Annotated in this window: 27 protein-coding genes; 10 read left to right on the plus strand and 17 right to left on the minus strand. The window is 65.9% G+C overall.

The features are described 5' to 3' along the window. Window positions 1–83 precede the first annotated feature (83 nt). From BI327_RS16460 to BI327_RS43165, 4 genes are read right to left on the minus strand one after another with little or no spacing between them, the layout of a single operon-like run. A complete protein-coding gene (locus BI327_RS16460) occupies window positions 84–887 on the minus strand; it encodes a heme ABC transporter ATP-binding protein (RefSeq protein WP_076861637.1) in 804 nt (267 codons plus the stop codon). Beyond that, on the minus strand, window positions 884–1,984 hold the full coding sequence (locus BI327_RS16465) for a FecCD family ABC transporter permease (protein ID WP_076861640.1): 1,101 nt from the start codon (window positions 1,982–1,984) through the stop codon (window positions 884–886). The genes BI327_RS16460 and BI327_RS16465 overlap by 4 nt, the downstream gene beginning before the upstream one ends. After that, a complete protein-coding gene (locus BI327_RS16470; RefSeq protein ID WP_076861642.1) occupies window positions 1,981–2,931 on the minus strand; it encodes a heme/hemin ABC transporter substrate-binding protein in 951 nt (316 codons plus the stop codon). The genes BI327_RS16465 and BI327_RS16470 overlap by 4 nt, the downstream gene beginning before the upstream one ends. A gap of 8 nt (window positions 2,932–2,939) precedes the next feature. Next, window positions 2,940–3,146, minus strand: a complete 207-nt coding sequence (locus tag BI327_RS43165) for a hemin uptake protein HemP (protein ID WP_076861643.1) — start codon at window positions 3,144–3,146, stop codon at window positions 2,940–2,942. Window positions 3,147–3,397: 251 nt separating this feature from the next. On the opposite strand from BI327_RS43165, the gene BI327_RS16480 reads away from it, so the two are divergent. The 6 genes from BI327_RS16480 to BI327_RS16505 all read left to right on the plus strand — a co-directional run bounded on the left by BI327_RS16480 (window position 3,398) and on the right by BI327_RS16505 (window position 8,832). Continuing rightward, window positions 3,398–5,743, plus strand: coding sequence for a TonB-dependent hemoglobin/transferrin/lactoferrin family receptor (locus BI327_RS16480; protein ID WP_089025496.1), 2,346 nt, complete (start codon window positions 3,398–3,400; stop codon window positions 5,741–5,743). Between the two features lie 147 nt (window positions 5,744–5,890). After that, entirely contained in the window at window positions 5,891–6,226 is a 336-nt protein-coding gene (locus tag BI327_RS16485) for an antibiotic biosynthesis monooxygenase family protein (RefSeq protein ID WP_076861644.1), read from the plus strand. Then, entirely contained in the window at window positions 6,226–6,747 is a 522-nt protein-coding gene (hutX, locus tag BI327_RS16490) for a heme utilization cystosolic carrier protein HutX (protein ID WP_076861645.1), read from the plus strand. The genes BI327_RS16485 and hutX overlap by 1 nt, the downstream gene beginning before the upstream one ends. Before the next feature lie 57 nt (window positions 6,748–6,804). Continuing rightward, on the plus strand, window positions 6,805–7,557 hold the full coding sequence (exbB, locus tag BI327_RS16495) for a tonB-system energizer ExbB (RefSeq protein WP_076861646.1): 753 nt from the start codon (window positions 6,805–6,807) through the stop codon (window positions 7,555–7,557). A gap of 3 nt (window positions 7,558–7,560) precedes the next feature. After that, window positions 7,561–8,007 (plus strand): TonB system transport protein ExbD, encoded by a 447-nt coding sequence (exbD, locus tag BI327_RS16500; protein WP_076861648.1) that lies wholly within the window; start codon window positions 7,561–7,563, stop codon window positions 8,005–8,007. 3 nt (window positions 8,008–8,010) lie between these two features. Beyond that, window positions 8,011–8,832 (plus strand): energy transducer TonB family protein, encoded by an 822-nt coding sequence (locus tag BI327_RS16505; protein WP_076861650.1) that lies wholly within the window; start codon window positions 8,011–8,013, stop codon window positions 8,830–8,832. Between the two features lie 177 nt (window positions 8,833–9,009). Here the strand turns inward: BI327_RS16505 and BI327_RS16510 are convergent, their stop codons facing one another. From BI327_RS16510 to BI327_RS16525, 4 genes are all read right to left on the minus strand, one after another. Next, complete coding sequence (locus BI327_RS16510) at window positions 9,010–9,852, minus strand: carbohydrate ABC transporter permease (RefSeq protein ID WP_375710003.1); 843 nt, start codon at window positions 9,850–9,852, stop codon at window positions 9,010–9,012. A gap of 46 nt (window positions 9,853–9,898) precedes the next feature. Continuing rightward, entirely contained in the window at window positions 9,899–10,855 is a 957-nt protein-coding gene (locus tag BI327_RS16515; protein ID WP_076861652.1) for a carbohydrate ABC transporter permease, read from the minus strand. A 132-nt stretch (window positions 10,856–10,987) separates the two neighbouring features. Continuing rightward, window positions 10,988–12,334, minus strand: a complete 1,347-nt coding sequence (locus tag BI327_RS16520; protein ID WP_076861654.1) for an ABC transporter substrate-binding protein — start codon at window positions 12,332–12,334, stop codon at window positions 10,988–10,990. A gap of 132 nt (window positions 12,335–12,466) precedes the next feature. Beyond that, entirely contained in the window at window positions 12,467–13,510 is a 1,044-nt protein-coding gene (locus BI327_RS16525; protein ID WP_076862179.1) for a C-terminal binding protein, read from the minus strand. Between the two features lie 270 nt (window positions 13,511–13,780). Between BI327_RS16525 and BI327_RS16530 the strand changes: the two genes are divergently transcribed. Further along, on the plus strand, window positions 13,781–15,466 hold the full coding sequence (locus BI327_RS16530) for a methyl-accepting chemotaxis protein (RefSeq protein ID WP_076861656.1): 1,686 nt from the start codon (window positions 13,781–13,783) through the stop codon (window positions 15,464–15,466). Between the two features lie 134 nt (window positions 15,467–15,600). Here BI327_RS16530 and BI327_RS16535 read toward each other — a convergent pair whose 3' ends face one another. Together BI327_RS16535 and BI327_RS16540 are read right to left on the minus strand one after the other, a co-directional pair. Further along, window positions 15,601–16,572, minus strand: a complete 972-nt coding sequence (locus BI327_RS16535) for a Bug family tripartite tricarboxylate transporter substrate binding protein (RefSeq protein WP_076861658.1) — start codon at window positions 16,570–16,572, stop codon at window positions 15,601–15,603. 258 nt (window positions 16,573–16,830) lie between these two features. Next, window positions 16,831–17,214 (minus strand): nuclear transport factor 2 family protein, encoded by a 384-nt coding sequence (locus BI327_RS16540; RefSeq protein WP_076861660.1) that lies wholly within the window; start codon window positions 17,212–17,214, stop codon window positions 16,831–16,833. 135 nt (window positions 17,215–17,349) lie between these two features. On the opposite strand from BI327_RS16540, the gene BI327_RS16545 reads away from it, so the two are divergent. Further along, entirely contained in the window at window positions 17,350–18,315 is a 966-nt protein-coding gene (locus tag BI327_RS16545; protein WP_076861662.1) for a LysR family transcriptional regulator, read from the plus strand. 7 nt (window positions 18,316–18,322) lie between these two features. On the opposite strand, the gene BI327_RS16550 is transcribed toward BI327_RS16545, so the two are convergent. Together BI327_RS16550 and BI327_RS16555 are read right to left on the minus strand one after the other, a co-directional pair. After that, window positions 18,323–19,264 carry a DMT family transporter gene (locus BI327_RS16550; protein ID WP_076861664.1) on the minus strand — a complete coding sequence of 314 codons (942 nt, stop codon included), beginning with the start codon at window positions 19,262–19,264 and terminating at the stop codon, window positions 18,323–18,325. Between the two features lie 278 nt (window positions 19,265–19,542). Further along, window positions 19,543–20,388 (minus strand): metal-dependent phosphohydrolase, encoded by an 846-nt coding sequence (locus BI327_RS16555; protein WP_076861666.1) that lies wholly within the window; start codon window positions 20,386–20,388, stop codon window positions 19,543–19,545. A 144-nt stretch (window positions 20,389–20,532) separates the two neighbouring features. Here BI327_RS16555 and BI327_RS16560 point away from each other — a divergent pair, with 144 nt between their 5' ends. Continuing rightward, window positions 20,533–20,946: a DUF1330 domain-containing protein gene (locus tag BI327_RS16560; protein ID WP_076861668.1), complete on the plus strand. Its 414-nt coding sequence runs from the start codon at window positions 20,533–20,535 to the stop codon at window positions 20,944–20,946. 99 nt (window positions 20,947–21,045) lie between these two features. On the opposite strand, the gene BI327_RS16565 is transcribed toward BI327_RS16560, so the two are convergent. Further along, window positions 21,046–21,663 carry a TetR/AcrR family transcriptional regulator gene (locus BI327_RS16565; RefSeq protein ID WP_076861669.1) on the minus strand — a complete coding sequence of 206 codons (618 nt, stop codon included), beginning with the start codon at window positions 21,661–21,663 and terminating at the stop codon, window positions 21,046–21,048. 74 nt (window positions 21,664–21,737) lie between these two features. Here BI327_RS16565 and BI327_RS16570 point away from each other — a divergent pair, with 74 nt between their 5' ends. Continuing rightward, a complete protein-coding gene (locus tag BI327_RS16570) occupies window positions 21,738–22,142 on the plus strand; it encodes a hypothetical protein (protein ID WP_076861671.1) in 405 nt (134 codons plus the stop codon). A gap of 90 nt (window positions 22,143–22,232) precedes the next feature. On the opposite strand, the gene BI327_RS16575 is transcribed toward BI327_RS16570, so the two are convergent. The 4 genes from BI327_RS16575 to BI327_RS16590 form a co-directional block, all read right to left on the minus strand. Next, complete coding sequence (locus tag BI327_RS16575) at window positions 22,233–23,387, minus strand: alpha-hydroxy acid oxidase (protein WP_076862180.1); 1,155 nt, start codon at window positions 23,385–23,387, stop codon at window positions 22,233–22,235. 213 nt (window positions 23,388–23,600) lie between these two features. Continuing rightward, entirely contained in the window at window positions 23,601–24,410 is an 810-nt protein-coding gene (locus BI327_RS16580) for an MlaD family protein (RefSeq protein WP_076861673.1), read from the minus strand. Window positions 24,411–24,491: 81 nt separating this feature from the next. Next, window positions 24,492–25,418 carry a DMT family transporter gene (locus BI327_RS16585; RefSeq protein WP_076861675.1) on the minus strand — a complete coding sequence of 309 codons (927 nt, stop codon included), beginning with the start codon at window positions 25,416–25,418 and terminating at the stop codon, window positions 24,492–24,494. A gap of 191 nt (window positions 25,419–25,609) precedes the next feature. Next, a complete protein-coding gene (locus BI327_RS16590; RefSeq protein ID WP_076861678.1) occupies window positions 25,610–25,999 on the minus strand; it encodes a hypothetical protein in 390 nt (129 codons plus the stop codon). Window positions 26,000–26,095 lie beyond the last annotated feature (96 nt).

The following is a 26,095-nucleotide window of genomic DNA, read 5'->3' on the forward strand; positions in this document are numbered from 1 at the left end:
TGCGGTGTTCTCCGAGCCGCCTGTTACAGCCGGCTGACAGTTTTGTGAATCGCCGATGTTGCGGCGGGATAAGCCTTGCGGCGTTAGGTCGCCTTGCCGGCCGGCCGCATGGTCTGCGGCAGCAGGAACGGCACGCCATCCCCGGTGTAGTCGATCGTGGCGTCGATCTCGAAGATCTGCCGGAGTGTGTCGGCCTGCATCGCGGCGGTGCGGTCACCGTCGATCGCGAGCCGGCCGCGATGCAGCAGCAGGACACGGTCGGCGAACCGCATCGCGAGGTTGAGGTCGTGCAGGATCGCGATCACGGCGGTGCCGCGCGCGGCACGCCGCCGGGCGGTTTCGACCAGGTCGATCTGGTGCCGCAGATCGAGGCTCGAGGTTGGCTCGTCAAGCAGCAGCAGCCCCGGCCCATGCAGCGCCTCGCCGCAGGCGAGCTGCACCAGCACGCGGGCAAAATGCGCGCGCTGCTGCTCGCCGCCGGACAGCGTCGGCAATTGCCTGGAACGGAAATGTTCGAGCCCGACCTCGTCCAGCGCTGCCGCAACCAGCGCACGCGCCACGGCGCGCGGGCTCTCGCCGGCACCCATGCCGACGATTTCCTCGACGGTGAACGGGAAGCTGACGTTGACGTGCTGCGACAGCATCGCGCGGTGCTCCGCCAGCGCGCGGGGTCCGTAGGCGTGGAGGTCACGCTGCTTCAGCGTGATCGCGCCGCGGGACGGCCTGATGTCGCCGGACAGCATCCGCAACAGCGTCGATTTGCCGGCGCCGTTGGGCCCGACGATCGCGACCATCTCGCCGGCACCGATCCGCAGCGAGACCGCATCGACCAGCGTCGCGCCGCCGACGGTCATCGAGATCGACTGCGCTTCGAGCAGGGTCGTCATAGCGACACCAGCCCGCGCTGGCGCAGCAGCATCGCAAGGAAGAACGGCGCGCCGATCGCCGCAGTGAGAATGCCGATCGGCATTTCCGCGGGCGCCACGATGGTGCGCGCCACCGTGTCGGCACCGACCAGCAGGACGGCGCCGAGCAGGGCAGAGGCCGGCAGCAACAGCCGATGCGCGGGGCCGATCACCAGCCGCAACAGGTGCGGCACCACGATGCCGACGAAGCCGACCACGCCGCAGACCGAGACCGCGACCCCCGTCATCGCCGACACCAGCACGATCGAGACCCGCTTCAGCCGCTCGACGTCGACGCCGCTGTGGAACGCCTCGGCCTCGCCGAGCACCAGCACGTCGAGGCCGCGTGCGATCGAGAGGCAGGCGATCAACGCAACGGCCAGCACCGGCGCCAGCGCCGTCAGCTTGGCCCAGGTCGCACCGCTGAGCGAACCCAGCATCCAGAAGGTGATGTCGCGGAGCTGGCGGTCATCGGCGACGAACACCAGAAGCCCGATGCCGGCATTGGCGATCGCGGCAATCGCAAGTCCGGCGAGCAGGAAGATCGCGATCGAGGTGCGGCCGCCCCGGCTGGCGATACCATAAAGCACGATGGTTGTGATCAGCGAGCCGGCAAAGGCCGCGACCGGCAGCAGCTGATGCTGCAGGAAGCGCAAGCTCCCGCCGAGATGGCTGTCGGTGAACACGATCGCGGCTGCTGCGGCAAACGCGCCGCCGGAGGAGACGCCGACCAGCGCGGGGTCGGCGAGGGGGTTGCGGAACAGGCCCTGCATGATTGCACCTGACACGGCAAGGAGTGCGCCGACCATCGCGGCCGCCGCGATCCGCGGGATGCGGATCGACCACACCACGAGCTGGTCGCGTGCGAGCAGCGGATTGGCCGTGCTATCGGCCCACAGGCCGAGCGCCGCCGGAAGCCGCGTCAGCGGAATGCCGGCGGCGCCCACCGTCAAGGCGATCAGCGTCGTTCCTGCGAGCGCCGCAAGCAGGCAGAGCAGGGTGAGCGTCGCCGCCGGCCGCAGCGATAGGCCGGCGCGCCGTTGTTTTGCACGTGCGCGGCGCTCGGCCAGCACGCTCATTGCCGGCAATTCGCAGTCAGCACTGCCGGCTTGAAGCCGTCGGCCTCCGGCGCCAGCTCTGGATAGAGCTTGACCGAGAGGTCGCGTGCCGCCGCTGCGGTACGCGGTCCGAAGCCGAGCAGATAAAGTCCTTCCATCGAGATGAAGGCCTTGTTGGCCGCGACCGGCGTCAGCGCGAAGGCTGGATGCGTGAACACGGCATCCGATGTCAGCGAGTCCTTGCCGCGATCGATCGACAGCACGACATCCGGTTTCGCTGCCACGATCGCCTCGTCGTTGACCGGCTTGTAGCCGTCGTACCTGTCGATCGCGTTGACGCCGCCGGCAAGCTGGATGATTTCGTCGGCTGCGGTCTTGTGACCTGCGGCCAGCGCCCGGCCGTTCAACAGCGACATCACGAACATCACGCGCACCGGCTTCGTCACCTTGGCACGCAGCGCGCGCAACTGCGCGAGATCGCTTTCCACCGCAGCGGAGAGGCACGCGGCGCGCGGATCGGCGCCCATGGCGTGGCCCACCAGTTTGATCTTCTCGATCAGCCCGGTTTCCGAGAACGTCTCGGGGACCAGCACCAGCGGCACCTTGGCCGCCTCCAGCACGTCCATTGTCTCCTTCGGCCCGGAGCCCTGCACCGCGAGCACCAGCGATGGATGCAGGCCGAGCACGCCCTCCGGCGACAGCTGGCGCATGTAGCCGACATCAGGCTTCTCGCGCAGCGCGGCCGGCGGGTAGAGGCTGGTGGCATCGACACCGGCGATGCGGTCCTCGAAGCCGAGCGCATAGAGGATTTCGGTGATCGCGCCGCCGATCGAGACGATCCGCGTGGGATCGTCGATCACGACGTCGCGGTCGCGTGCGTCATGCACGGTGATGCCCTCGGCCATCGCCGCACCTGATGGCAGCAGACAGGAGAGCGCGAGCAGAGCGAGCGTGCGACAAATTGTCATCGGGGCCGTCACTTGGTGAGGATCAGCTTGTTCTGCGAGGTCAGCCGCAGCCGGTAATGTTCTTCACCATGCACGATGATGATCTCGCGCTCGGCCGCGAACAGCTCGCGGCTGTCGAGACGATTGCCGCGCATGACGAGCGTTTTTGCCGCGTCAGACGTCGACTCGGCCGGCTTTCCCGCTGCGCTGATAGGGTCTCCGGAAGTTGCCGACATTCTCGTGGTTCTGCGTCTTCGAAATCGTCAAACGGTGCCTGCTTGTATAAGCGGGCGAAGGCGCATTCCAACGGCTGCACTTTACAATCGATGTAAACAGCGCCGCCGCATTCTTGACCGTTTTGTTGCCGGCTCGTAACCAATCATCACGCGATGCAAGCAGGTGGCTTGCATCGCAACGTAGCCAGCAAGCCGCTCGGTGGAGCGCACGCCAGCCAAACCAGAAACGCGATGATCGGGCTGGGGCTAGAATGGCTGACGGGGCTAGGGTTTCGCGCGCCTTGATGTTGGGCGCGTCGGTATTTTCATTTTCGGCGACACTGCCGGACAGCGGCATCGCGCAAACGGCGGATGGTTCGGCCGCGCGTCCCGCGGCCGAACGGCCTAAGCAGGCCAAGCGCAAGCCGAAATCTGTGGCTGAACAGCAGGCGGCGTCGCCTGTGATGACTGCGCGTGCCGAGATCGGCGCGGTGCCGGTGCAGTCGCTCGACACCATCACCGCCGTGGCGTCCAAGACCGAGGAGCGCGCGATCGACGCGCTGGCGCCGGTCAGCTCTGTCACGCTGGAAAAGATCCAGGGTCTGCAGCCGAACCGGCTGTCCGACATCTTCTATAACGTGCCCGGTGTCTCGTTCCAGGAACGCGGCGACGATCCGGCGACCGTGATCAACATCCGCGGCCTGCAGGATTTCGGCCGCGTCGCGGTGGTGGTCGACGGCGCGCGGCAGAACTACCAGCGCACCGGCCACAACGCCAACGGCTCGTTCTTCCTCGATCCCGAGTTGATCGGCGGCGTCGATGTGGTACGCGGCCCGACCGCGAACATCTACGGCTCCGGCGCGATCGGCGGCGTGGTCTCGTTCCGCACCAAGGATATCGACGACGTGGTGCGGCCCGGCGAGCGCTGGGGCGTCGACATGTCGGGCTCCTACGGCAGCAACAAGGACCGCGGCATGGGCTCGGTGTTCGGCGGTGTGCGCGCCGATCCGAATGTCGACGTGTTCGGCGGCGCGGTCTATCGCACCCAGGGCAATTACAAGGATGGCGCGGGCACCGAGATCGGCAACACCGGCAACGACATCGCGGCCGGCCTGATGAAGGTGACGATCCGCCCCGCCGAGGGCCACGAGTTCAAGATCGGCGGCGTCTTTCAGGACTACCAGTACAATATCGGTCAGCAGAACCGCGGCCCGACCACGACGGCGGCGCCGTTGGCGGCGATCGCGGGCTCCTCGGTCTATGCCTCCGACGCGAAGAACTACACTGGCACGCTGAGCTGGCGATACTCCAAGCCCGACGACATGCTGTTCGACTGGAACATCTCGGTCTACGGCAACCGCACCGACAACGACCAGGTCAAGACCTACAACAACCGCATCACGACCGGCGGCGGCGTCTGCACGCTCGCCAATCCCGGCAACAACATCTCCGGCTGCGTCGGCGACAGGCGCGGCTATTCGCTCGACACCGTCGGTCTCGACGTCAACAACACCTCGCGCTTCAATGTCGGCGACTGGCGCAATGCCGTGACCTACGGCTTCGATGCCTTCCGCGACGATGTCGAGACCTTCGATTCCCGCGGCAACTCCAACATCACGACGCCGGGCGGTCAGCGCACCGTGTCCGGCGGCTTCGTGCAGCTGAAGCAGAACTATTCGACCTGGCTCGAGCTGGTCAGCGCCGTGCGCTACGACCACTACGAGCTCAATTCGACCGGCACCACGACCAGCGGCGACCGGCTGTCGCCGAAGATCACGGTCGGCGTCACGCCGGTTGCCGGCTTCACGCCCTATGTGAGCTATGCCGAAGGCTATCGCGCGCCGTCGATCACCGAGACATTGATCTCGGGCGGCCACGCCACCGGCGGCGGGCCGGCGCTGTTCAACTGCCCGGACGGCACCAGCGGCCTGTTCTGCTTCCTGCCCAACGCGGCGCTGCGGCCAGAGGTCGGCAAGAACAAGGAAGCCGGCATCAATCTGAAGTATGACGGCATCTTCACCGCAAGCGACTCGTTCCGCGGCAAGATCAACGTGTTCCACAACGACGTCGACGGCTATATCGACCTCGTCGCGTCGGCGCCGACCACGACGCCGTTCGGGCGCTTCAGCCAGTTCTACCAGTATCAGAACATCGCCCACGCCCGTATCGAAGGCGTTGAGCTCGAGACGATGTACGACGCGGGCGACTGGTTCGTCGGCGTCGCCGGCCACCTGATGCGCGGCCGCAACACCGAGACCAATGTCGGGCTCGCCACCATCACGCCGCGCAAGGTGACGACGACGGGCGGCGTCCGCCTGCTCGACCGCTCGCTGATCATCGCCGCGCAATGGTCCTCGTTCGGCGCCAATAACGATTTGCCGGCGGGCTATCTGCCCTCGACCGGCTACGAGCTGGTCAACCTCTATTTGACCTGGAACGCCACCAAGGACATCACCTTCACGGCGTCGGTCGACAACCTCTTGAACCAGTACTACCGGCCCTATGCGATCCCGGGCTCCTCGACCGACGGCACGACCCAGAACGACGTGCTGTTCTCGAGCCCCGGTCCGGGCACCGTCTACAAGGCCGGGCTCAGGATTCACCTTGGTGGAGCGTAGCGCGACGAGCCGATCATTCCATCCAGGTTGCTCCGGCCGCGCTGGTGCCCCCAGCGCGGCCTTGGCGCGTTCATGATATCAACGAGATCAACCGGCAGGGTCCAAGGCATTGTCCAAGGCATCCGCCGCCAAACAGGAGAGAGTTTCATGTTCATCGCAATGAACCGGTTTCAGGTGATCAAGGGCAAGGAACAGGCGTTCGAGACGGTGTGGAAGACCCGCGAATCCTATCTCGGCGATCTGCCCGGCTTCATCGAGTTTCACCTCGTGAAGGGTCCCGAGGCCGAGGACCACACGCTCTATGCCACCCACACGGTGTGGGCCAGCAAGACGGCATTCGAGGACTGGACCAAATCGGATGCGTTCCGCCGCGCCCATTCCCGTGCCGGCAACGAGACCGGCGGCAGCCTCTATCTCGGCCATCCCAAGTTCGAGGGTTTTGAGGTGCTGATCACCGAACGGGCCAAGAGCGCCGCGGCGTGATGGAGACGGTCGTGCCCGATACGGAGCTTTCCGGGCTGAAGGCCTACATGGCCGACAATCCCGGCGCGGTCATCGAAGACGTCGCGCGCGAGCGCAAGGTGACGCCGCGCGCGGTGCTCGAGGCGCTGCCCGAGAGCATGGTGCGGATCGGTGCCGGCGAATTCGCCGCCGCGATGCAGGACATCGCGGAATGGGGCGAGGTGACGCTGATCGTGCACACCGATGATGCGATCTTCGAATTCACCGGTGCCATTCCGAAAGGCGAGGTCGGCCGCGGCTATTTCAACCTGATGCAGCCGAAGGGCCTGCACGGCCATCTCAGGCACGAGCGCTGTGCGGCGATTGCCTTCGTCGAGCGGCCGTTCATGGGCAAGGTGTCGGCGTTCATCGCCTTCATCAATCGCGACGGCGGCATCATGTTCAAGGTGTTCGTCGGCCGCGACGAGGCGCGGGCGCTGCGCGGCGATCAGCTGGTGCGCTTCCACGCGCTGGCGGACCGCCTCGCGCCGAAGGCAGGCTGAGAGCACGAAGGACGGGAGGCGACCATGTCGCAGCGCTGGCTTGGGGGACGCATCTGCATGGCGGTGTCGGCCGCGCTCGGCATGCTGCCGGGAGCGAGCCTGGCCGCAACCGACGCTGCGCTGCTGCCGCGCAACCTCTCGCCCTGGGGCATGTTCGCGAGCGCCGACATCGTCGTGAAGGTTGTGATGATCGGGCTCGCCTTCGCCTCGCTCGTCACCTGGACGGTGTGGCTCGCCAAGACCATCGAGCTCCGCCGCGAGACCGCGCTCGCCAGGCAACGGATCGGCCTCTTGGAGCGCGACACGCAACTTGCCGAGGTCGAGCAGGCGAGCCGCGACGGCAATGATGCCGTGGCGCAGATCGTGCAGTCGGCCTCGCACGAGGCCACGCTCTCCGGCGGTATCTTCGACGAGGGGTTCAAGGAGCGCATCGCGCTGCGGCTGGAGCGGGTCGAGGCGGCGATGTCGCGGCAGATCGCGCGCGGCACCGGCGTGCTCGCCACCATCGGTGCCACCGCGCCGTTCGTCGGCCTGTTCGGCACGGTGTGGGGTATCATGAATGCCTTCATCGGTATCTCCGAGGCCCACACCACCAATCTTGCCGTGGTCGCGCCTGGAATCGCCGAGGCGCTGCTCGCAACCGCACTAGGCCTCGTGGCCGCGATCCCCGCGGTCGTGATCTACAATCATCTGACCCGCTCGATTGCGTCCTACCGCGCGCTGCTCGGCGACGCCTCCGTGATGGTGATGCTGCTGGTCAGCCGTGAGGGCGATCGCAGCCTGTTCCGGCTGGCACGCGCCGCGGAGTGAGAGATGGGCGTCAAGCTTGGCTCTGGTGGCGCGTTCGGCGGCCGGCGTCGCGGCGACGACGACCTGGCCGAGGCGCATGAGATCAATGTCACGCCGTTCATTGACGTGATGCTGGTGCTGCTGATCATCTTCATGGTGGCGGCGCCCCTTGCGACCGTCGATCTCGGCGTCGATCTGCCGGCTTCGACCGCCGAGCCGCAGCCGCGGCCGGACAGACCGGTGTTCGTCACCGTGAAGCCCGACCTCTCGGTCGCGGTCGGCGAGGATCTGATCGCGCGCGATGCGCTGAGCGCGACCCTCGACGGCGCCACGCAAGGCAAGAAGGACGAGCGCATCTTCCTGCGCGCCGACAAGGCGGTCAGCTATGGCGACCTGATGGAGGTGATGAACCTGTTGCGCAACGCCGGCTATCTCAAGATCGCGCTGGTCGGGCTCGACGGGCGAAGCTGATCCATGAACGCCTACGCGCTTCATGATCCGAGCGGCGATATCCGGCTGAGGCGCTGGGGCCTGTCGGCGGCCGCGATCCTCGCCGCGCACGCCGCGCTGCTCGCGCTTGGGATGGCATGGGTCTCGGCGCCGCCGCCGGGTGTCGCCGTGCCGGCGGTACTGGTCGACCTGACGCCGATCACATCAGCGCCGGAGGTTTCGGAGACCGAGCTGCCGCCGGGGCCGGCGATGCAGGAGGCCGATGCCTCCCCGCCGGAGCCTATGGCCGCGCAGCCGGTGCAACAGGAGATCGCGCCGACGCCGCTGCAGGAGAAAGCCGAGGTCGCAGCACCGCCGGAGCAGAAGCAGCAGATCACACCGCCAAAGCCAGAGCCCGCGAAACTCGTCCCGGAGCGGAAGCCCGAACCGGTCAAGCCGAAAGTGGTTCGCCGCGAGGCCAAGCAGCCGTCCGAGGCGACACCGGCGCCGCGCACCAGCGCGCCGAGCCGGGCCGAACGTCAGGCGCCCATGACGTCCGCGATCAGCGCGGGCGCGGCAGCGTCGGCGATTGCGGCCTACAACGCGCGTGTCCGCGCGCATCTGCTGCGCTTCCATTCCTATCCGGCCGGCGGCAACGGCCAGCGCGGCGTGGTCCGGCTGGTGTTCACGCTCGGTCGTGGCGGGCAGGTGCTGTCGAGCCATCTCGGCGGCTCCTCCGGCAATCCGACCTTCGACGCGCGGGCGCTTGCGATGGTGCGCCAGGCCCAGCCGTTTCCCCCGTTTCCGTCCGAGGTCGCGCAGGGCTCGATGGGCTTTTCCGTGCCGGTCGCGTTCGTGCCGCGATAACAGGGGCGAGTTCAACGCTAATCCAGGCACTAGCCTATCCCCGTCATCCTGAGGTGCGAGCCCTTGCGAGCCTCGAAGGATGCACGGCCGCGCTGGGGGCCGTCGACCCTTCGAGACGCGCTTCGCGCTCCTCAGGGTGACGGGGATGGACTGAGGTTGTTTCGTTCCGAAGCCTACCTACTCCTTCACCGCGCCCGTCAGCGACGACACGTAGTAGTCGACGAACAGCGAGTAGAACAGCGCGACCGGCAGCGAGCCGAGCAGGGAGCCAGCCATCAGCGCGCCCCATTGGTAGACGTCGCCGGTGACGAGCTCGGTCAGGATCGCGACCGGCACCGTCTTGTTGGCGCCGCTCTGGATGAAGGCGAGCGCGTAGATGAACTCGTTCCACGACAGCGTGAACGAGAAGATCCCGGCTGAGATCAGGCCGGGCACTGCGAGCGGCAGCGTGATCCGCCACAGGATCTGCAGCCGCGTCGCGCCGTCGACCAGTGCGCATTCCTCGAGCTCGTAAGGGATCGACTTGAAATAGCCGATCAAAAGCCAGGTGCAGAACGGCACCAGGAAGGTCGGATAGACCAGGATCAGCGCCAGCGGTGAATCGAACAGGCCGAACTGCACGATCACGGTGGCGAGCGGAATGAACAGGATCGACGGCGGCACCAGATAGGCGAGGTAGATGCCGAGCCCGACATAGGGGCTGCCGCGGAAGCGCAGACGCTCGATCGCATAGGCGGCGAGCGTCGAGGCGAACAGCGACAGGAAGGTCGAGCCGATCGCGACCATCATGGTAGTCTTCAGCCAGCGCGGATACGAGGTGTCGAACAACAGATGCTTGATGTGTGCGAGCGTCGGCGAGGTGATCCAGAACGGGTTGTGCTCCTTGTAGTTCAGAAGCTCCGCGTTCGGTTTGAACGAGGTGATCGCCATCCAGTAGAACGGGAACAGCAGGATCAGGACGAAGCAGGCGAGCGGCAGATAGATCATCACCACGCGCCGGGTGCGGGAATCCCACGCCATCGTGTCGGGCGTGGCGCTGGCGACGTTGGAGGTTTGGGCAGCGACGTCAGTCATTGGCCTCTCCCTGCTGCCATTTGCGCCGCGCGAGGCCGAAATAGCTGAACAATGTCGCGAACACGAGGAACGGGATCATCGAGACCGCGATCGCCGCACCCTCGCCGAGCTCGCCGCCGGCGATGCCGCGCTGGAACGCCAGCGTCGCGAGCAAATGCGTCGAGTTGACCGGGCCGCCGCGGGTGATGGCGTAGACGAGCTGGAAATCGGTGAAGGTGAAGATGATCGAGAACGTCATCACGATCGCCAGGATCGGCATCATCATCGGGAAGGTGATGTAGCGGAAGCGCTGCCAGGAGGTGGCGCCGTCGAGCATCGCGGCCTCATAGAGCGAGGGCGAGATGGTCTGCAATCCCGCGAGCAGCGAGATCGCGACGAACGGGATGCCGCGCCAGATATTGGCCGCGATCAGCGAGAACCGCGCCGGCCAGGGCGAGCCGAGGAAATCGACATTGTCGTCGCGCAGATGCAGCACGTCGACCAGCAGGTAGGAGATGATCGAGAATTGCGGATCGTAGATCCACCAGAACGCCAGCGCGGAGAGCACCGTCGGCACGATCCACGGCAGCAGCACGATGGCGCGGATCAGGCTCTTGAGCGGGAAATGGTTGTTGAGCAATAGCGCCAGCCAGAAGCCGAGCGCGAACTTCCCGAAGGTTGCGACTGCGGTGTAGAAGATCGAGTAGAACACCGCGTTCCACCACAAGGGATCCTTGAGCAGGTACTGGAAGTTCTCCAACCCGATATAGATGCCGCGCTGGCCGATCGTGGTGTCGGTGAAGGCGAGCCAGATGCCGAGCCCGAGCGGATAGGTGAGGAACACCAGCAAGAGACCGATCGCCGGTGCAAGGCACATCACGATCAGGAACGGCTTGTAGTCGAACAGGCGCGCGAGCCAGCCTGGCTGGTGCAGCGTCGCGCCGCGCGATGGGAGGGTGGTTACGGACATTGAATGCTCGTCTCCTCGTCATTGCAAGGAGCGAAGCGACGAAGCAATCCACTTTCCGTCTGTGGCGCTATGGATTGCTTCGCTTCGCTCGCAATGACGGTTGATTTAAGTTGCGCAGTTCAATGACCGCCGTTACCGGTTCTGCCGCCGGAAGTAGCGCTTGGCGCGCTGCTCCGCTTCCGCGGCAGCCGCCTCGGGCGTTGCCGCATCGGTCGCGACGGAGGCGCACATCTGCACCAACACATAGTCGGCGGTGACAGCGCCGGTCGCGGTCGAGATTGGTCCCTTGTAGCCGTTGTAGTAGGCGCTCTTCATCGTCTCCTTGAAGATCGAGACCCTGGGATCGCCCGACCACACCGCAGCGTCCGCGTAGGCCGCGAGCGGCTGCGACCAGTAGCCGGAGTTGGCGTTGAGCCACGGCTCGTATTGCTCCTTCTCCAGCATGAATTGCAGGAACGCCTTCGCCGCGTTGGGGTAGGGGCTGTGCTTGAACACCATCGCATTCAAGGTCAGGCCCGACATCGGCGATGTCGATGCCAGTCCCTTGGGCAGGAACTGATGTGCGGTATCGTCGGCGATCGCCTTGGTCGCGGGATCGTTCTTCAGCGAGAAGTACAGCGAGACGCCGTTGGCGGTGAGACCAATCTCCTGTGAGGAGTAGGCGCGGTTGTTGGAGACGTCGTTCCAGGACGGCGTGCCGGCGATGAAGGTCGGATAGAGTTCCTTGAGGTATTTCAGCGCGGCGATCGTCTCCTTGCTGTTGACGATGATATTGCCTTCCTCATCGAGCAGCGCTGCGTTGTGCGACCACAACAGCCAGTTGGCGAAGCCGTTGCCGTCGCCGACGGCGTTGCCGAGCGCGAAGCCGGCCGGCTTGCCCGCCGCCTTCAGCTTCTTGCAGAGCTCGAGGATGCCGGCATGGTCTTCCGGCACCTTGTCGAAGCCGGCTGCATTGACCAGCGACTTGCGGTAGACCAGCGGGCCGCCGGAGGCGCCGAACGGCAGGCCGATCCAGCTCTTCGACTTCGAGCGCATGCCGTAGCGCTGTGCTAGCGCGAGCCAGCCGCCGTAGCGACTGCCGAGATAGTCGGCGACGTCGGTCAGCTCGATCAGCTTGTCGATATAGATGTGCGGCGCATCGCCGAAGCCGATGATGATGTCGGGGCCGGCGCCGGAGTTCGAGGTCACTGCGGTCTGCTGGTTGATGTCCTCCCAGCCGACGAAGTCGACCTTGATCTCGACGCCGGTCTTGTCGGTGAACTTCTTGGCATTGGCGCGGAACACGTCTTCGTCGGCCTGGACGAAGCGCACCGGCCGCAGCATGCGCAGGCTCGCGCCCTTTTCGATCGGCAGCGACGGCGCTGCCACGTCGGCAGCCTTGACCTTCGAGGCTTCCTGCGCCGAAGCGCCGGTGATTGCCAGTGTTGCCGCTGAAGCTCCCAGCGCCAGCGCGTCGCGACGCGTGACCTCGTACGTCATGTCGTTTGCACTCCCTGCTTTTTACTGCACCTTCCCGGCGTTGGCCGCCGGTGAAGGCCTTGTCGTCCTTGCGCGCCTGCCGCGCGAAGTGCTCATTGAGAGAAGAGCCTTCGCGCGAGAGGTGCACTCCGTCTAGCTGTTCGGACCGCGATCCATGCTGACGGGCTGCCAGCGGCGCAGCGCGGTGTCTTGCAGCACCGACGGGTTGACGCAGCTTACCGGCCACATGCCTTGCAGCACTAGTGACAATTCGTAGCCCACGCGACGCTTGCGTGCCTCGTCAAAACGTGCCGATGCCGAGGCGACGTGGGCGGTCAAGGTAACATTGTCCATCCCCAGCATCGGATTGTTGTGCGACGGCGGTTCCTTCTCCAGCACGTCGAGCGCGGCATGGGCGATCCAGCCTTCCTGCAGCGCCTTGATCAGGGACTCCTCGTCGACGGTGGCGCCGCGGCCGGTGTTGATGAAGATGGCCGATTTCTTCATCTGGCGAAAATGCTTCTCGGACAGCATGTGGTGCACCTCGGGCCGTGCCGGGGCGTGCATCGAGACGAAGTCCGACTGCGACAGCACCTCCGACAATGTCGAGGGGATCACGCCGTGGTCGTACATCAGCGTCTCCTGGATGAAGGGATCGTAGGCCATCATCCGAAGGCCGAACGGCGCGGCGCGTTTGGCCACCGCGCGGGCGACCCGGCCGAACGAGATGAAGCCGAGCGTCTGGCCCATCAGCCGCGGAATCTTCAGAAGCGCCGGGCGGCCTTCGGCCCAGCGGCCGCTGCGCACCATCTTGTCCTGCTCGATCAGGCGGCGGAAGCCGGCGAGCAGCAGCATCATGGCGTGGTCGGCGACCTCCTCGATGAAGGTGTCGGGGATGTTGGTGACGGGGATGCCGCGGGCAGTCGCGGCCTTGACGTCGACCGAGTCGACGCCGACGCTGCCGAGCGTGATCACCTTGCAGTTCTCGAGCGCATCGATGACCGCTTTCGTGATCGGCATGCCCTTGGCGTAGATCGCATCCGCGGTGCGGGCCGCGGCGATGAATTCGGCTTCATTGGCCGGCGCCTCGACGATCTCCGCGCCGATCGGATCGAGCGCCTCGCGTTCATAATCGTAGCCGCCGCCGGCGACCGTGAAGCTCGCGCCCTTCGGCGTCACCACCCTGAATTTCGACATTGTCTGCTCCCGATGTGAGGTCTTCTGTTCTTGCTTCTTGCTGGTCTGCGGCTTGGTGTTCTTGCTTCTTGGAGCGCGGCTTGCATCGCCGCTTCCCATACTTGTACGCGAGCTGCGCTGCCCTCTCTACAATTGCCGGTTGGTCCGCGGCGCGATTCTCCGGGCTTCTACGGGGAACCTCCGTAACCATCAGGTAAAGGGTCTCACATTACGGTGAGCGGAATCAATCCGCCAATCGCGTCGCGTTCCCCGCCTCTTCTGGAGATCCCCGTGAAGCTGTCAAATTTGAAGATCACCCCCAAGCTCGGCATTCTGGTGGGGGTGACCCTCCTTGGTCTGTGCACGGCCGGCATCCTCGCCGGTCAGCTGATGCAGCGTGAGATGACAAATGCTCGCATCGACCAGGCCAAGGCCATCGTCGAGATGGCGAAGAACATGGCGGCGAGCCTGAAGAAGGAGGTCGACGCCGGGAAGCTGACCAAGGAGGCTGCGCTGGCCGAGTTCGGCAAGCGCGCCAACGCCATGACCTACGACAACGGCTCGGGCTATCTGTTCGGCACCGACTACAGCGGCATCACGGTGCTGGCGCCCGATCCGAAGCAGGTCGGAACCAACCGCATGGACGTCGTGACCAATGGCCGCAAGCTGTCGCAGGAACTGATGGACGGCGTGAAGTCGAAGGGCGACATCCTGCTGTTCTACGAATACGTGAAGCCCGGCCAGGAGACGCCGATCCGCAAGCTCGGCTACGCGGTCGCGGTCCCCGGCTTCGACATGTATCTCGGCACCGGCGCCTATCTCGACGACATCGACGCCAAGATGCGCCCGATCGCCTGGCTGCTCGGCCTCGCGATATTCGGTATCGGCATCATCTCGAGCTCGGTTGCCTGGTTGATCGGCCGCAGCATCTCCCGTCCGCTCAATTTGCTCGGCAGCCGCATGCGCGACATTGCCGACGGCAAGCTCGACGGCGACATTCCGGGCGTCGGCCGCGGCGATGAGGTCGGCGGGATGGCGGCGACCGTGCAGATCTTCAAGGACAACGCGATCCGTATCCGCGACCTCGAGCAGGCCGAGGCTGCGACGCAGGCGCGCGCCACGGCCGAACGCCGCAGCGCGATGCAGGGCCTTGCGAGCGATTTTGAGCGCAGCGTGAACGGCATCGTCCGCACGGTGGCCTCCGCCGCCGCCGGCATGCAGACCACGGCGCAGTCGATGACCGCGACCGCCAGCGACGCCAGCGCGCGGGCCGCCACCGTCGGCGCCGCCTCCGACAGTGCCTCCAACAATGTCGGCACCGTCGCCGCTGCCGCCGAGGAGCTCTCGAGCTCGGTTGCCGAGATCTCCCGCCAGGTGGCGCGCTCCAGCGAGGTCGCAAGCCAGGCGGTCGCCGATGCCGAGCGCACCAATGCGACCGTGCAGGCGCTCTCCACCGGCGCCGAGAAGATCGGCGAGGTGGTCAAGCTGATCCATTCGATCGCCGCCCAGACCAATCTGCTCGCGCTCAACGCCACCATCGAGGCGGCGCGCGCCGGCGAATCCGGCCGTGGCTTCGCGGTGGTCGCCTCCGAGGTGAAGGCGCTGGCCAACCAGACCGCCAAGGCGACCGAAGAGATCTCGGCGCAGGTCGCCGCGATGCAGGCCTCCACCGGCGAGGCGGTGACCTCGATCGGCGGCATCACCGCGACGATCGCGCAGATGAGCGAGATCACCGCCTCGATCTCGACCGCGATCGACCAGCAGGGCGATGCGACGCGCGAAATCGCGCGCAACATCCAGCAGGTCGCGGCCGGCTCCAGCGAGATTTCCGCCCATATCGGCGGCGTCACCACCGCGGCCGCCGCCACCGGCACTGCGGCCGGCGACGTGCTGTCGAATGCGCGCGAGCTCGACACCCAGTCCGGCATGCTGCGCAACGCGGTGGACGAGTTCCTACAGAAGGTCCGGGCGGCCTAAGGCCGACGCGTAGGGAGGGGTAGTCGAAGGACCTTCACCCCGTCATTGCGAGCGAAGCGAAGCAATCCATCTTTCCACATATGCGGGGCGATGGATTGCTTCGTCGCTTCGCTCCTCGCAATGACGGCCGCTCCCTACTGCTTCTCGATCCCGGCGTCGGCGATCAGCTTCTCCCACAGCACGAGCTGCTCCTTGAGGAACGCCTCGAACTCCTCGGGCGTGCCGGAGAACGCCTCCATGCCGCGCTCGGCGAGCTGGCTCTTGATGTCCGGCCGCTCGATGATCTTGCGGATCTCCGCGTTCAGCCTGACCACGACGTCCTTCGGCAGATTGGCGGGACCGAGATAGCCCTGCCAGGAGGTGATGTCGAAGCCCTTCACGGTTTCGTCCATCGTCGGCAGGTCCGGCAGCAGCGCGGACTTGCGCTTGGTGGTGACGGCGAGCGGCTTCAACGCCTTGGCGTTGACGTGCGGCAAGCCGGTCGGGACATCGATGAACATCATCGAGATGCGGCCGGCGATGACGTCGGTCAGCGCCGGCGGCGAACTCTTGTAGGGCACGTGCAACAGGTCGATGCCGGCGAGGCGGGCGAAAGTCGCGCCCGAGACGCTCGCCGACGACGAGCCGCTGGCATAGGAGTATTTGCCCGGCTCCTTCTTGGCGAGCGCGATCAGCTCGGCGACCGAGTTCGCCGGGATATCCGGATGGATCACCAGCATGAAGGGCAGGTCGCCGGTGCGCGCGATCGGGGTGAAATCCTTGATCGGATCGTAGTTCATGGTCTTGAGCAGATACGGATTGGCCGAGTGCGTCGTGTTCGTGGTGACGAACAGCGTGTAGCCATCCGGCGCGGCGCGGGCGACATAGTTCGCCGCGATCGAGCCGTTGGCGCCGGCGCGGTTGTCGATCACCATGCCGACGCCGAGCGCAACGCCGAGCTCCTTGGAGATCAGCCGCGTCGTGGTGTCGGTGCCGCTGCCGGCGGCGAACGGCAGCACCAGCGTGATGTTGCGGGTGGGGTAGGTCTGGGCGAGTGCCGCGCCGGATGTCGCCGCAAGCACGGCAGCGGCTGCGGCTACCAGGCACCAGTATCGTCTCGATCCCATGTCGTCGTCCCCCCGCAGGGGCCCTGAGCAGGCCCATTGCGGCCGAAGCTAGCCCGGCCGCCAGGCCTGCGGAAGCCGTGCCGGCAGCAGCCTTTCGCCGCAGCGCCACTCACGGACCGTCGCAGGGCGCGCTGTCAAAATATCGAAAACAACCCCATGCAAAGGAGCCGGTGACGGCCGGCGCACCACCGGCCGACTTGACACGTCGGGCAACTCAGTGTCATATTTCTAATATTCCGAAAAGCCGGCCGTGTGGCTCTACGATCCCGCCGGGAAGACCTGCGCGACGTGAAACGCCTTGGTGGTGACGAGCCACCTGCCGTCGATCCGGTGAAACACGAGATGGTCGATGAAGCCGGTCTGGCCGGCCCTGACGCGCACCTTGGCAATGGCAAGGTCAGGTGCGGTCTGCTCGATGCTGATGATGGCCTCCTCGCGCGGCGAGTTCATCGCCGCCGGCGAGGGGCGGCTGCGGATGAAGTCGCGGAATTCCGCGGCCGACCGCACGGTGTGCTTGCCGTCCCGGATGCCGTGCACGATGCAGCCATCGTAGAACACGTCGCGGAACCGGCTGTCGTCGGCGTCGTACATCAGGCTGAAATAGCCGTCGATCGCGGATGCGATAGCTGGGATGTCGCTCATTGCAAAGTCTCCGTTGCTGATGATGTGGCGGTGGCCTCACCGGATCGAACCGGTGATCTGCGCCGACAGTGGCCGATACGGCAGCGGAGTGCTACGACTGGGCGGTCATCTCTTGGATGACTGAGAGGCATCGGCATGGACGACGTGGACGGTCGGTTGGTCGGCGGCTTGATGGTGCTGGCGGCGGTCGCGGATGCCCGCAGTTTTGGCAGGGCCGCGGAGCGGCTGGGCATGACCCAGTCCGGTGTCAGCAAGGCGATCGCGAAGCTCGAGGCACGCCTCGACGCCAGGCTGGTTCATCGCACGAGCCGCGCCGTCGAACTCACCGAGGAGGGACGCGCCCTCTGCGAGCGGGTCGCTCAGCACCTGGCCGGGATCGGCGATGCCGCCGCGGAAACCTCGAAGGCCCGCGATGCGGTCCGCGGCCGATTGCGGGTCAATGTCGATCCGCTGTTCTCGCGAATGGTGCTGTCGCCGAAGCTGAGCGAGTTCTTGCTGCGCAATCCGGAAATGGAGCTGCGGCTCGAGACCCGGGATCGGATCGCGGATCTGGTGAGCGACGGCTTTGATCTGGCGGTGCGCTTCGGCGAGCCGCTACCGTCGGCGTTGATCGCGCGCCGCATTCTCGATGCGCGTGTTCTCACGCTCGCCTCGCCGGCCTACCTCGGACGTCATGGGCGGCCGGTTCATCCGCGCGACCTCGCGAGCCGCGATCATCAATGCATCCACGCCATCGATGCGGCGACCGGACGCCCCTTCGAGTGGGAGTTTTGGCGCGGCGGCGAGGTCGTGCCGGTTGCGGTCAACGGGCGGCTCACCGTCACCGATTCAGGCACCAAGCTCGGCGCCTGCCTGGCCGGCTTCGGCATTGCGCAGGTGATCGATATCGGGCTCGACGATCATCTGAAGAGCGGCGCGCTGATCGACCTGTTTCCGGATTGGCCCGACGAGCGTTTTCCGCTCTACGTCTATTACGCCTCCCGCAACCATCTGCCGGCCAAGGTCAGAAAGTTCATCGACTTCGTCACGGAAGCGCTGGCGGCAAAGCCCGCTGCGGATTCACCGAGGAGCGCCGCAGCGCGCTTGCGCAGGGCGGGATAACCCGGCGCTAGGCCTTGGCCGATCCCTGCCGCGAGGCGATGATGACACCGGCGAGCACCAGCGCGTAGCCGATCAGGTGGAATGGCGCGAGCGTCTCGCCGAGCAGCAGGATCGCCATCGCCGAGCCGAACACCGGCACCAGATGGAAGAACGGCGCGGCGCGGTTCGGGCCGATCAGCGCGACGCCGCGGTTGAAGAACAGATAGGCGAGCGTGGACGGGAAGATCAGCGTGTAGGCCAGCGTGCCCACCGTCAGCAGGTCGAGCTTCAGCGTCACGCCGTTGGCGAATTCCCAGACCGCCGCCGGCAGCAACATCATCGCGCCACAGCAGGTGGTGAACGAGATCAGCGAGAGCTGATGGATTTTCGGCCGCCGCGGGATCAGGGCCGAATAGAGCCCGAACGACACCAGCGAGGCGCCGAACATGATGTCTCCCCGGTTGAAGGAGATGCTGGCGAGCGCCGAGAAATCGCCGCGCAGGATGATGGTCAGCACGCCGGCAAGCGAGATCGCGATGCCGGCAAGCTGCGCAGGCGTCAAGCGCACGCCGAACAGGACGAGCGACCACAGCGCCACGAACAGCGGGCCCGCCGACTGGATCAAGAGCGCGTTCAGCGCCTCGGTGTATTGCATCGCCCAGTAGGAGATCGCGTTGTTGAAGGCGAAACCGACCGCGGACAACAGCAGCATCAGCGGCAGGGCGCTGCGCAGCTTCGGCCAGTCCTCCCTCAAATGCGGCCAGGCGAACGGCAGCAGGATCAGGAAGACGCCGAACCAGCGGATCGTGGTCAGCGTGATCGGCGGCACGTGACTGCCGACATGGCGCGCCAGCACGATGTTGGCGGCCCAGAACAACGACGTCAGGCTGAGCAGCAGATAGGGCTGGTTGTTGAGCCAGTGCAGCGGGGAGCGGCGCGGGGTTGTGGCTGGTGCGGGCAAAGCGGTCATTATTGGATGGATGTTGTGCCCGAATCCGCCGCCGCGACAAGACGAAAGAGCGGATTGGAGCCATGCGCGGCGGTGTCGCAAGGTTGCCGCACCGCCCAATGTGTCATCGCCGGCAAGGGGGGCCGAGTGATGGAATTGAATTCCGTCATCGTGAGGTGCGAGCGGAGCGAGCCTCGAAGGATGCACGGCCCGGCTGGTGGCCGTGCATCCTTCGAGACGCGCTTCGCGCTCCTCAGGATGACGGAGATGGTTCTTTTGCGTGGCCCGGCACGCGCCGCCTATTTCTGCGGCCCCGACAGCGAGATGTCGCGCTCGGCGCGGAACACGTTGCTGTAGAGATTGGCGATCCATTGCCGTCCGCTGGAGGTGATGTTGAGGTGGCGGATCGCCTTCTGCACATGCGGCGCGACGCTGTCCCAGTAGAAGCGCGGATAGAGGTCGACGAGATCGGCCGGCGAATTGTAGCCGAGCTGGCGGTTCAGTCCGGCCTCCTCGAATTCGAGGTACAGCGCGTTGGCCTTGCGGATGTAATGGGGATCGCCGAGCTGGCCGATCAGATCGGCGGCCCGCAGCAGGGTGGCCTCCTCACCGAAGTCTTCATCGTCATCAGGGGCGGTGAGCGGAAAGCGCGTGCCCTCGATGGCGCGTACGATGCGCTCCTTGTCGAGCAGGTCGACGCCCTTGAGCCGCTCCATCACGAAGATCTTGGAGCGGTCGACGTGATAGGACATCAGCGCCGCATCCGAAGCACCGCGCGGCAGGATCACCTTGCGGCCGTCGGGATCGACCAGATAGCCGTTCTGGTCGTCGGCATCGAACAGCCCGCGCACATAGCCGATGTCATGGGTGAGGCAGGCGATGATGACATGCGCGTAATCCTCGGCGCTCATGTGCGAGTGCAGCGCGCGGCCGCGCAGGATGGCGTGGCCGGCCAGCGTCACCAGCATGGTGTGCTCGACATTGTGATAGAGCGCGTCGCTGTTGCCGATGCATTCGAGCGCGATCCGCGCGATCGAGGGCACCATTTCCACGAGCTGGGTCTGCGAGGAGCCGAACCGGCGCTGCATGTACTCGCCGAGGAATTTGCCGAGCGCATCGGCCGCAAGTTCGGGAAGGGTCATCACGGCATTGACCTCCGAGATCGGGTGGTGAGCTTACGGCCTGCCAGCATTTCAGGGTAGTCCCGCGATGTGACATAATGTTTGCGGCCGGGCCGATCCGGCCCGTGGTGTGGCCGTATTGATTGCGGATTTGGCCGGGAGCTGGTGATGGGTGTCGATCTCCTGAACGTCAGAGGGCTGGGCGAGCTGGATCAAGCGGCTCCGGTCGTGATGGTCAACCTGATGCGGTTTCGCGCGCACTCGCTCGACGGCGACGGCTCGGGCTGGGATGCCTATCTGCGCTACAGCGCGCTCACCGTCCCGATGATCAAGGCGCGCGGCGGCACGCTGCTGTGGACCGGCAGCGCCGAGACGGTCGCGCTCGGCGAGCCGGCCGGCCAGCAATGGGATTATCTCGCGCTGGTCTACTATCCGAGCGTTGCGGCCTTCATCGACATGATGACCTCGGCCGACTACGAAACCCGCTGCGACCCGCATCGCCGCAACGGCTGCGAGGAGCACGTCATCATCGCCACGCGCGAGGCCTACAGCAAGTTCAAGCCTACAAATCCGTCACCCTGAGGAGCGCGAAGCGCGTCTCGAAGGGTCGACGGCCCGAGTGTGGCCGATTCATCCTTCGAGGCTCGCCCAGCGGCGCAATTGCGCCGCAAGGCTCGCACCTCAGGATGACGGGTTTGACAATCCTGCAAGCACCGCACGGCAGGCCGCCTGCACCAGCCGGCAGACCTCGTCCCGCGACCGCCCGGCGCTCAGCGAGGCAAAGGTCGGATAGCTGGTCAGCGCGAAGATCAGATCGACTGCGTCCTTGCGGGCCTGCGGTGACGCGCTCTTGCCCGCGATGCGGTCGATCAATCCGGTGAGGCCGCGGCGGCGGCGCTCGTTGCGCTCGCGCACGGCCTCGGCGAATTCGGGATCGGTCGCCATCGCGTCGTGCAGCCGGCCGACCGCGGTATCGCGGCTCCAGAAGCCGCAGAAGATCTCGATCATGCGGTCGAGCGCGGCGCGCGGGTCGGCCATCGTCATGGCGTCGGCGAGCTGATGCAGGCCGCCGTGGCGGGCGATCTCGTCGAACACGGCCTCGAGCAGCCCGCGCCGCGAGCCGAACTGGTTGTAGACGGTCAGCCGCGTCACGCCGGCGGCCTTCGCCACCGTATCGAGCGAGAAGCGCGCGATGCTCTCGCCCTCGCGCAGCGTGCGCGAGGCGGCCTCAATCACCCGCTCGCGCGTCTCGGCGGCAGCCGCGCTGCGGACCGGGCTCACATAGCTGCGCGGCGGCATCGGTTTGCCTTGCTTTCGTCAGATTGATTATACATTATGTATATCTAATTTCCAATGCCGTTTGGAGCGTCATCATGCAGACCGCCCTCATCATAGCCTTGTCTCTTCACATCCTGTCATCGGTGTTTTGGGCCGGCTCGAGCTTCACTTTGGCGCGCACCGGCGGCCTCGGCGGCGAAAAGCTGCTGTTTCCGCAAATCGGGGCCGCAACGGTTGCGATCGTGACCGGCGCCACGCTGTGGCGCCTGGTCCATGAAGGCTCGTTTGCGCTGTCGGAGCAGATCCTGGCCGGCGGCGCGATCGCAGCACTTGCCGCGATTGCGGTGCAGATCATCGTCGGCGGAGGCGCGGTCCGGCAGCTGCGCAATGGCGCGGCCGACATGTCAGCGGCGCGGTCGCGGCTGGCGGCGGCGCAACGCATCGCGGCGGGCCTGCTCGCGATCACCGCGCTCTGCATGGGCGCGGCGCGCTATGCGTGAGCCGTTCCGATAGCGTCGGAACGGGGCTCCAGATTCTTGCTTGACGCGCTTTCTTCACGCGAACCGGTATCCACATCGCTCGAAAACGCTCTAGAATTTCCGCACCAGATCCGGCGTGATCTCTTTCAGGCTGCGGATGCCGAGCAGCGCGAGGTCGCGGTCGATCTCGGCATGCAGCAGCGAGATCGCGCGCGACACGCCGGCCTCGCCGGCGACCACGGCCGCATACAGGAAGGGACGGCCGACCCAGACGAAATCAGCACCCAGCGCCAGCGCCTTGATCACGTCGGTGCCGCGGCGGATGCCGCCGTCGACCATCACGGTCATGCCGCCCTTCTGCGCCGCGATCTCCGGCAGCGTGCGCAAGCCGGAGACGGTGTAGTCGAGCTGGCGGCCGCCATGGTTGGAGACCATCACGCCGTCGCAGCCGTGCTCGCGCGCCAGCCGGGCATCTTCCGGCGAGATCAGTCCCTTGACCACGAGCTTGCCGTTCCAGCGCTTGCGGATCAGCTCGACATGCTTCCAGGCCAGCTGATCGCGGCTGCCGATGTTGCGCATCAGGTTCTTGGACAGCACCGGCGGGCCCTGCTTGGCGTCCATGTTCTCGAAATGCGGCATGCCGTGGTTGAACACGGTGCGCGCCCAGGTGTTCAGCAGCCAGTCCGGATGGGTGATGGTGTCCCAGAACACCCGCGGCGTGATCGCCAGCGGCACCTGGAAGCCGTTGCGGATATTGTTCTCGCGGTTGGGCGGCACCGGCACGTCGGCGGTGACGACGAAGGTGTCGTAACCGGCGGCTGCGACCCGATCGACCAGCGGCTCGATCCGCTCGGGCAGGCCGGCGAGATAGGCCTGGTACCAGGCCTGCTGGTTAGCGGCGCGGACGTCCTCCAGTGTGATCAGCGAGGAGGCCGAGAGGATCATCGGGACATTGGCGGCGGCCGCTGCGCGCGCCAGCACGATATCGCCGCGATAGGCGCACAGCGCAGACGAGCCCATCGGCGGAATCCCGAACGGCGAGGCGTAGCTCTTGCCGAACAGCGTCGTGGTCTGGTCGCGGCCGGAGACGTCCTTCAGCACCCGCGGCACGAAGCCGTATTCCTCGAACGCCCTGCGATTGTCTGACCGGGCCATATCGGTCTCGGCGCCGCCGGAGATGTAGCCGTAGAGGAATTTCGGCAGCAGCCGCCGCGCCTGCGGCTCGAAATCGTCGAGCGTGAGATAGCGCCGCAAATGCCGGGGCACGGCGGGCGCGGCGCGGTTGACGGTTGCGGGCGGCGGGGAAGGGGCTGCGGTCCGGTCGTGCACGTCGGGCGTTTCCATTGTTCTTGGTTCTTGACGCATCCAGTCTAAAGCACGAACCCGACGGGTGCGAAGCGGTTTTGCCTCGCGGCAAGCGCGGAACGCGTTGCGCGGAGATCATGGTTCAACACAGGGGCTGAAGCGCGCTGATATGCCTTAGCGCCTGGCGGCGGGGCCGACAAATTTCTGGTTGAATTGGTTGACGGACTGGCTGACGTCGCTGAGGGTCTTGCGGGTCTCGGCGATCATGGCGCCGGATTTCTTGTCAAAACTCTGGATCAGCTCGCGCAGCGAGATCACGGTCGGCAGCAGCTCGCCGCCATATTTGTCGCTGCCGAAGCTCTTCAGGAACTTGTCGGCCGAATCCATCTTGGCGTCGACCGCGCTGATGCCGTCGTCGGCGGCGTCGATGAAGCCGGCGATCAGCTCGCCATTGCCCGACAGCGAGTTGGTGAAATTCTCGAGCCCGAGCAGCGAGTCCTTGATGTCGGCTTCGTTCTCGGTGATGACGCGATCGACATTGCGCAGCGCGACCCGCAGCTTCTCCTGGATCCCCATGGTGCCTTCGGCGTCGGCGGTCAGCTCGGGAATGCCGTCGGCGCCGACCGCAGGCGGCGGAGCATCGTCGGTGCCGCCGGTAAACGAGATCGAGGCGATCCCGGTCAGGCCCTGGAATTCGAGACCGGCCTGGGTGTCCTTCTTGATCGGGGCGTTGCCCTCGATCCGCGTCATCGCCACCACGCGGTGACGGTCGAGCCTGATCGACACCACCTCGCCGATCCGCACGCCGGCGAAGTTGACGCTGGCGCCGCGGCGCAGGCCGGAGGCCGAGCCCTCGAAGATGACGCGGAACGGCACCATCCGCTTGATGCCGGCATAGCGCTGATAGCCCAGCCAGCCGCCGAGCGAGCCGGCGATCAGGGCCAGCGTCAGGGTGCCGATCACGAGATTGCTGGCGCGCGCCATGCGTTGGGACCTGTCCGCGAAGAGACGTCAAGAGATAGCGGATTTGCCGCCGATAGTCACCGCGCCTCGCGCGGGCCGGAATCAGGCCGACTGCTTGCGCGATGCCGCGAAGACGCCGGCCAACACCAGCGCGAAGCCGACGAAATGGAAGGCCTGCGGGTGCTCGCCGATGAACACGATCGACATGATGGTGCCGAACACCGGAACCATGTGGAAGAACGGCGCGGCGCGGTTGGCGCCGATCAGCTGCACCCCGCGGTTGAAGCACAGATAGGCCAGTGTCGAGGGGAACACCGCGACATAGAACAGCGACAGCAGGTTGTTGGTGGTGAGCTGCATCACCGGGCGTGCGCCGAGTTCCCAGATGAAGAACGGGATCAGGACCAGCGCGCCGCAGCCGAAGGTGAAGGCCGCAACCGAGAGGCCGTGGATTTTCGGCCGCTTCAAGGTCAGCACCGAATACAGCGCGAAGATCACCAGCGCGACGGTGAAGATCAGGTCGCCCTTGTTGAAGTCGATCTTCGACAGCGTCGTGAGATCGCCGTGCAACAGGATGACCAGCACGCCGCACAACGACAGCGACACGCCGAACAGCTGCGCCAGCGACAGCCGCGTGCCGAGCAGGATCAGCGACCACAGCGCGACGATGAGCGGCGCCGCCGATTGCAGCAGCAGCGTGTTGAGCGCCTGGGTGTGCTCGAGCGCCCAGTATTGCAGCGTGTTGAAGGCGCTGATGCCGGTGATCGACAGCAGCACCATGATGCCGAGATTGTTGCGGATCGCGGGCCAGTCGCGGACCAGGTGCTTCCAGGCAAACGGCAGGATGATCAGGAAAGCCGCCGACCAGCGCAGGAACGACAGCGTCACCGGCGGAATGTGGCCGGCGGCGAGCCGGCCGACGATCGCATTGCCGGCCCAGCACATCGCGGTGATGCAGAGCAGGAGATACGGCTGGTTGGCGATCCAGGAGCCGGAGGCAGGCGTTGCGGTGGAATCGGAGGCAGACATTCGATGAGGCCCGGGTTCACGACGCCGCGGCCCGCCCGGCTGATGGCGCCGGGCCGGAATGGATCTCCCCGGCTCCTGTCACAGACACGGATTTCGCCATTCCATCAATGGGGATCGACGCATCGCGACCATGCACGAAGTCCCCTTTCACGGGCTCCCGCGGTGGTTCGGCAGGGTCCGTCCGCGGGCCGCTATCCGGCTCCCGGCGGCGTGGTCTGGCGTTTGACGATCTGCTCGGCGAGCTCGATCAGGATCCGCTTGGTGTCGGGGTCCTGCACGTCGCGGAACACCCGCAGCATGCGCAGCTCGAGCAGCGACTGTAGCGATTCCGCGGTCTGGCCACCGCCGTGCGCGGGCGCGGTCGTGGCGGTCCGCCGATTGAGCATGTCGGCGGCGATCCCGAGCATCTCGGCGACGGTCGCCAGGCGGCCGGTATCGACCTTCACCGTGCCGTTGACGCCGTTCTTTTGCAGGGCGGCTCCGGCGCACAGGATCTCGGCGAGATCGGCCTGCGACAGCCCGATTTCGCGCCAACGCGCCTGCACCAGTTGATCGATCTGGTCGTCCTGCGATGTGCTCATGGTGCGTTCAGACGATCTCCGTCCGCCTCAGCCTTATTATCAAGACCGTGCCCGAATGCAATCAGGGCGCGATCGACGAGACAAACCCAACCGGGA

This window comes from Bradyrhizobium mercantei, assembly GCF_001982635.1.
GTDB lineage: Bacteria > Pseudomonadota > Alphaproteobacteria > Rhizobiales > Xanthobacteraceae > Bradyrhizobium > Bradyrhizobium mercantei.

Coding starts and splice junctions, on each gene's coding strand:
- BI327_RS16460 (WP_076861637.1), bottom strand. CDS start 887: ATGACGACCCTGCTCGAAGCGCAGTCGATCTCGATGACCGTCGGCGGC.
- BI327_RS16465 (WP_076861640.1), bottom strand. CDS start 1,984: ATGAGCGTGCTGGCCGAGCGCCGCGCACGTGCAAAACAACGGCGCGCC.
- BI327_RS16470 (WP_076861642.1), bottom strand. CDS start 2,931: ATGACAATTTGTCGCACGCTCGCTCTGCTCGCGCTCTCCTGTCTGCTG.
- BI327_RS43165 (WP_076861643.1), bottom strand. CDS start 3,146: ATGTCGGCAACTTCCGGAGACCCTATCAGCGCAGCGGGAAAGCCGGCC.
- BI327_RS16480 (WP_089025496.1), top strand. CDS start 3,398: ATGGCTGACGGGGCTAGGGTTTCGCGCGCCTTGATGTTGGGCGCGTCG.
- BI327_RS16485 (WP_076861644.1), top strand. CDS start 5,891: ATGTTCATCGCAATGAACCGGTTTCAGGTGATCAAGGGCAAGGAACAG.
- hutX (WP_076861645.1), top strand. CDS start 6,226: ATGGAGACGGTCGTGCCCGATACGGAGCTTTCCGGGCTGAAGGCCTAC.
- exbB (WP_076861646.1), top strand. CDS start 6,805: ATGGCGGTGTCGGCCGCGCTCGGCATGCTGCCGGGAGCGAGCCTGGCC.
- exbD (WP_076861648.1), top strand. CDS start 7,561: ATGGGCGTCAAGCTTGGCTCTGGTGGCGCGTTCGGCGGCCGGCGTCGC.
- BI327_RS16505 (WP_076861650.1), top strand. CDS start 8,011: ATGAACGCCTACGCGCTTCATGATCCGAGCGGCGATATCCGGCTGAGG.
- BI327_RS16510 (WP_375710003.1), bottom strand. CDS start 9,852: ATGGCGTGGGATTCCCGCACCCGGCGCGTGGTGATGATCTATCTGCCG.
- BI327_RS16515 (WP_076861652.1), bottom strand. CDS start 10,855: ATGTCCGTAACCACCCTCCCATCGCGCGGCGCGACGCTGCACCAGCCA.
- BI327_RS16520 (WP_076861654.1), bottom strand. CDS start 12,334: ATGACGTACGAGGTCACGCGTCGCGACGCGCTGGCGCTGGGAGCTTCA.
- BI327_RS16525 (WP_076862179.1), bottom strand. CDS start 13,510: ATGTCGAAATTCAGGGTGGTGACGCCGAAGGGCGCGAGCTTCACGGTC.
- BI327_RS16535 (WP_076861658.1), bottom strand. CDS start 16,572: ATGGGATCGAGACGATACTGGTGCCTGGTAGCCGCAGCCGCTGCCGTG.
- BI327_RS16540 (WP_076861660.1), bottom strand. CDS start 17,214: ATGAGCGACATCCCAGCTATCGCATCCGCGATCGACGGCTATTTCAGC.
- BI327_RS16545 (WP_076861662.1), top strand. CDS start 17,350: ATGGACGACGTGGACGGTCGGTTGGTCGGCGGCTTGATGGTGCTGGCG.
- BI327_RS16550 (WP_076861664.1), bottom strand. CDS start 19,264: ATGACCGCTTTGCCCGCACCAGCCACAACCCCGCGCCGCTCCCCGCTG.
- BI327_RS16560 (WP_076861668.1), top strand. CDS start 20,533: ATGGGTGTCGATCTCCTGAACGTCAGAGGGCTGGGCGAGCTGGATCAA.
- BI327_RS16565 (WP_076861669.1), bottom strand. CDS start 21,663: ATGCCGCCGCGCAGCTATGTGAGCCCGGTCCGCAGCGCGGCTGCCGCC.
- BI327_RS16570 (WP_076861671.1), top strand. CDS start 21,738: ATGCAGACCGCCCTCATCATAGCCTTGTCTCTTCACATCCTGTCATCG.
- BI327_RS16580 (WP_076861673.1), bottom strand. CDS start 24,410: ATGGCGCGCGCCAGCAATCTCGTGATCGGCACCCTGACGCTGGCCCTG.
- BI327_RS16585 (WP_076861675.1), bottom strand. CDS start 25,418: ATGTCTGCCTCCGATTCCACCGCAACGCCTGCCTCCGGCTCCTGGATC.
- BI327_RS16590 (WP_076861678.1), bottom strand. CDS start 25,999: ATGAGCACATCGCAGGACGACCAGATCGATCAACTGGTGCAGGCGCGT.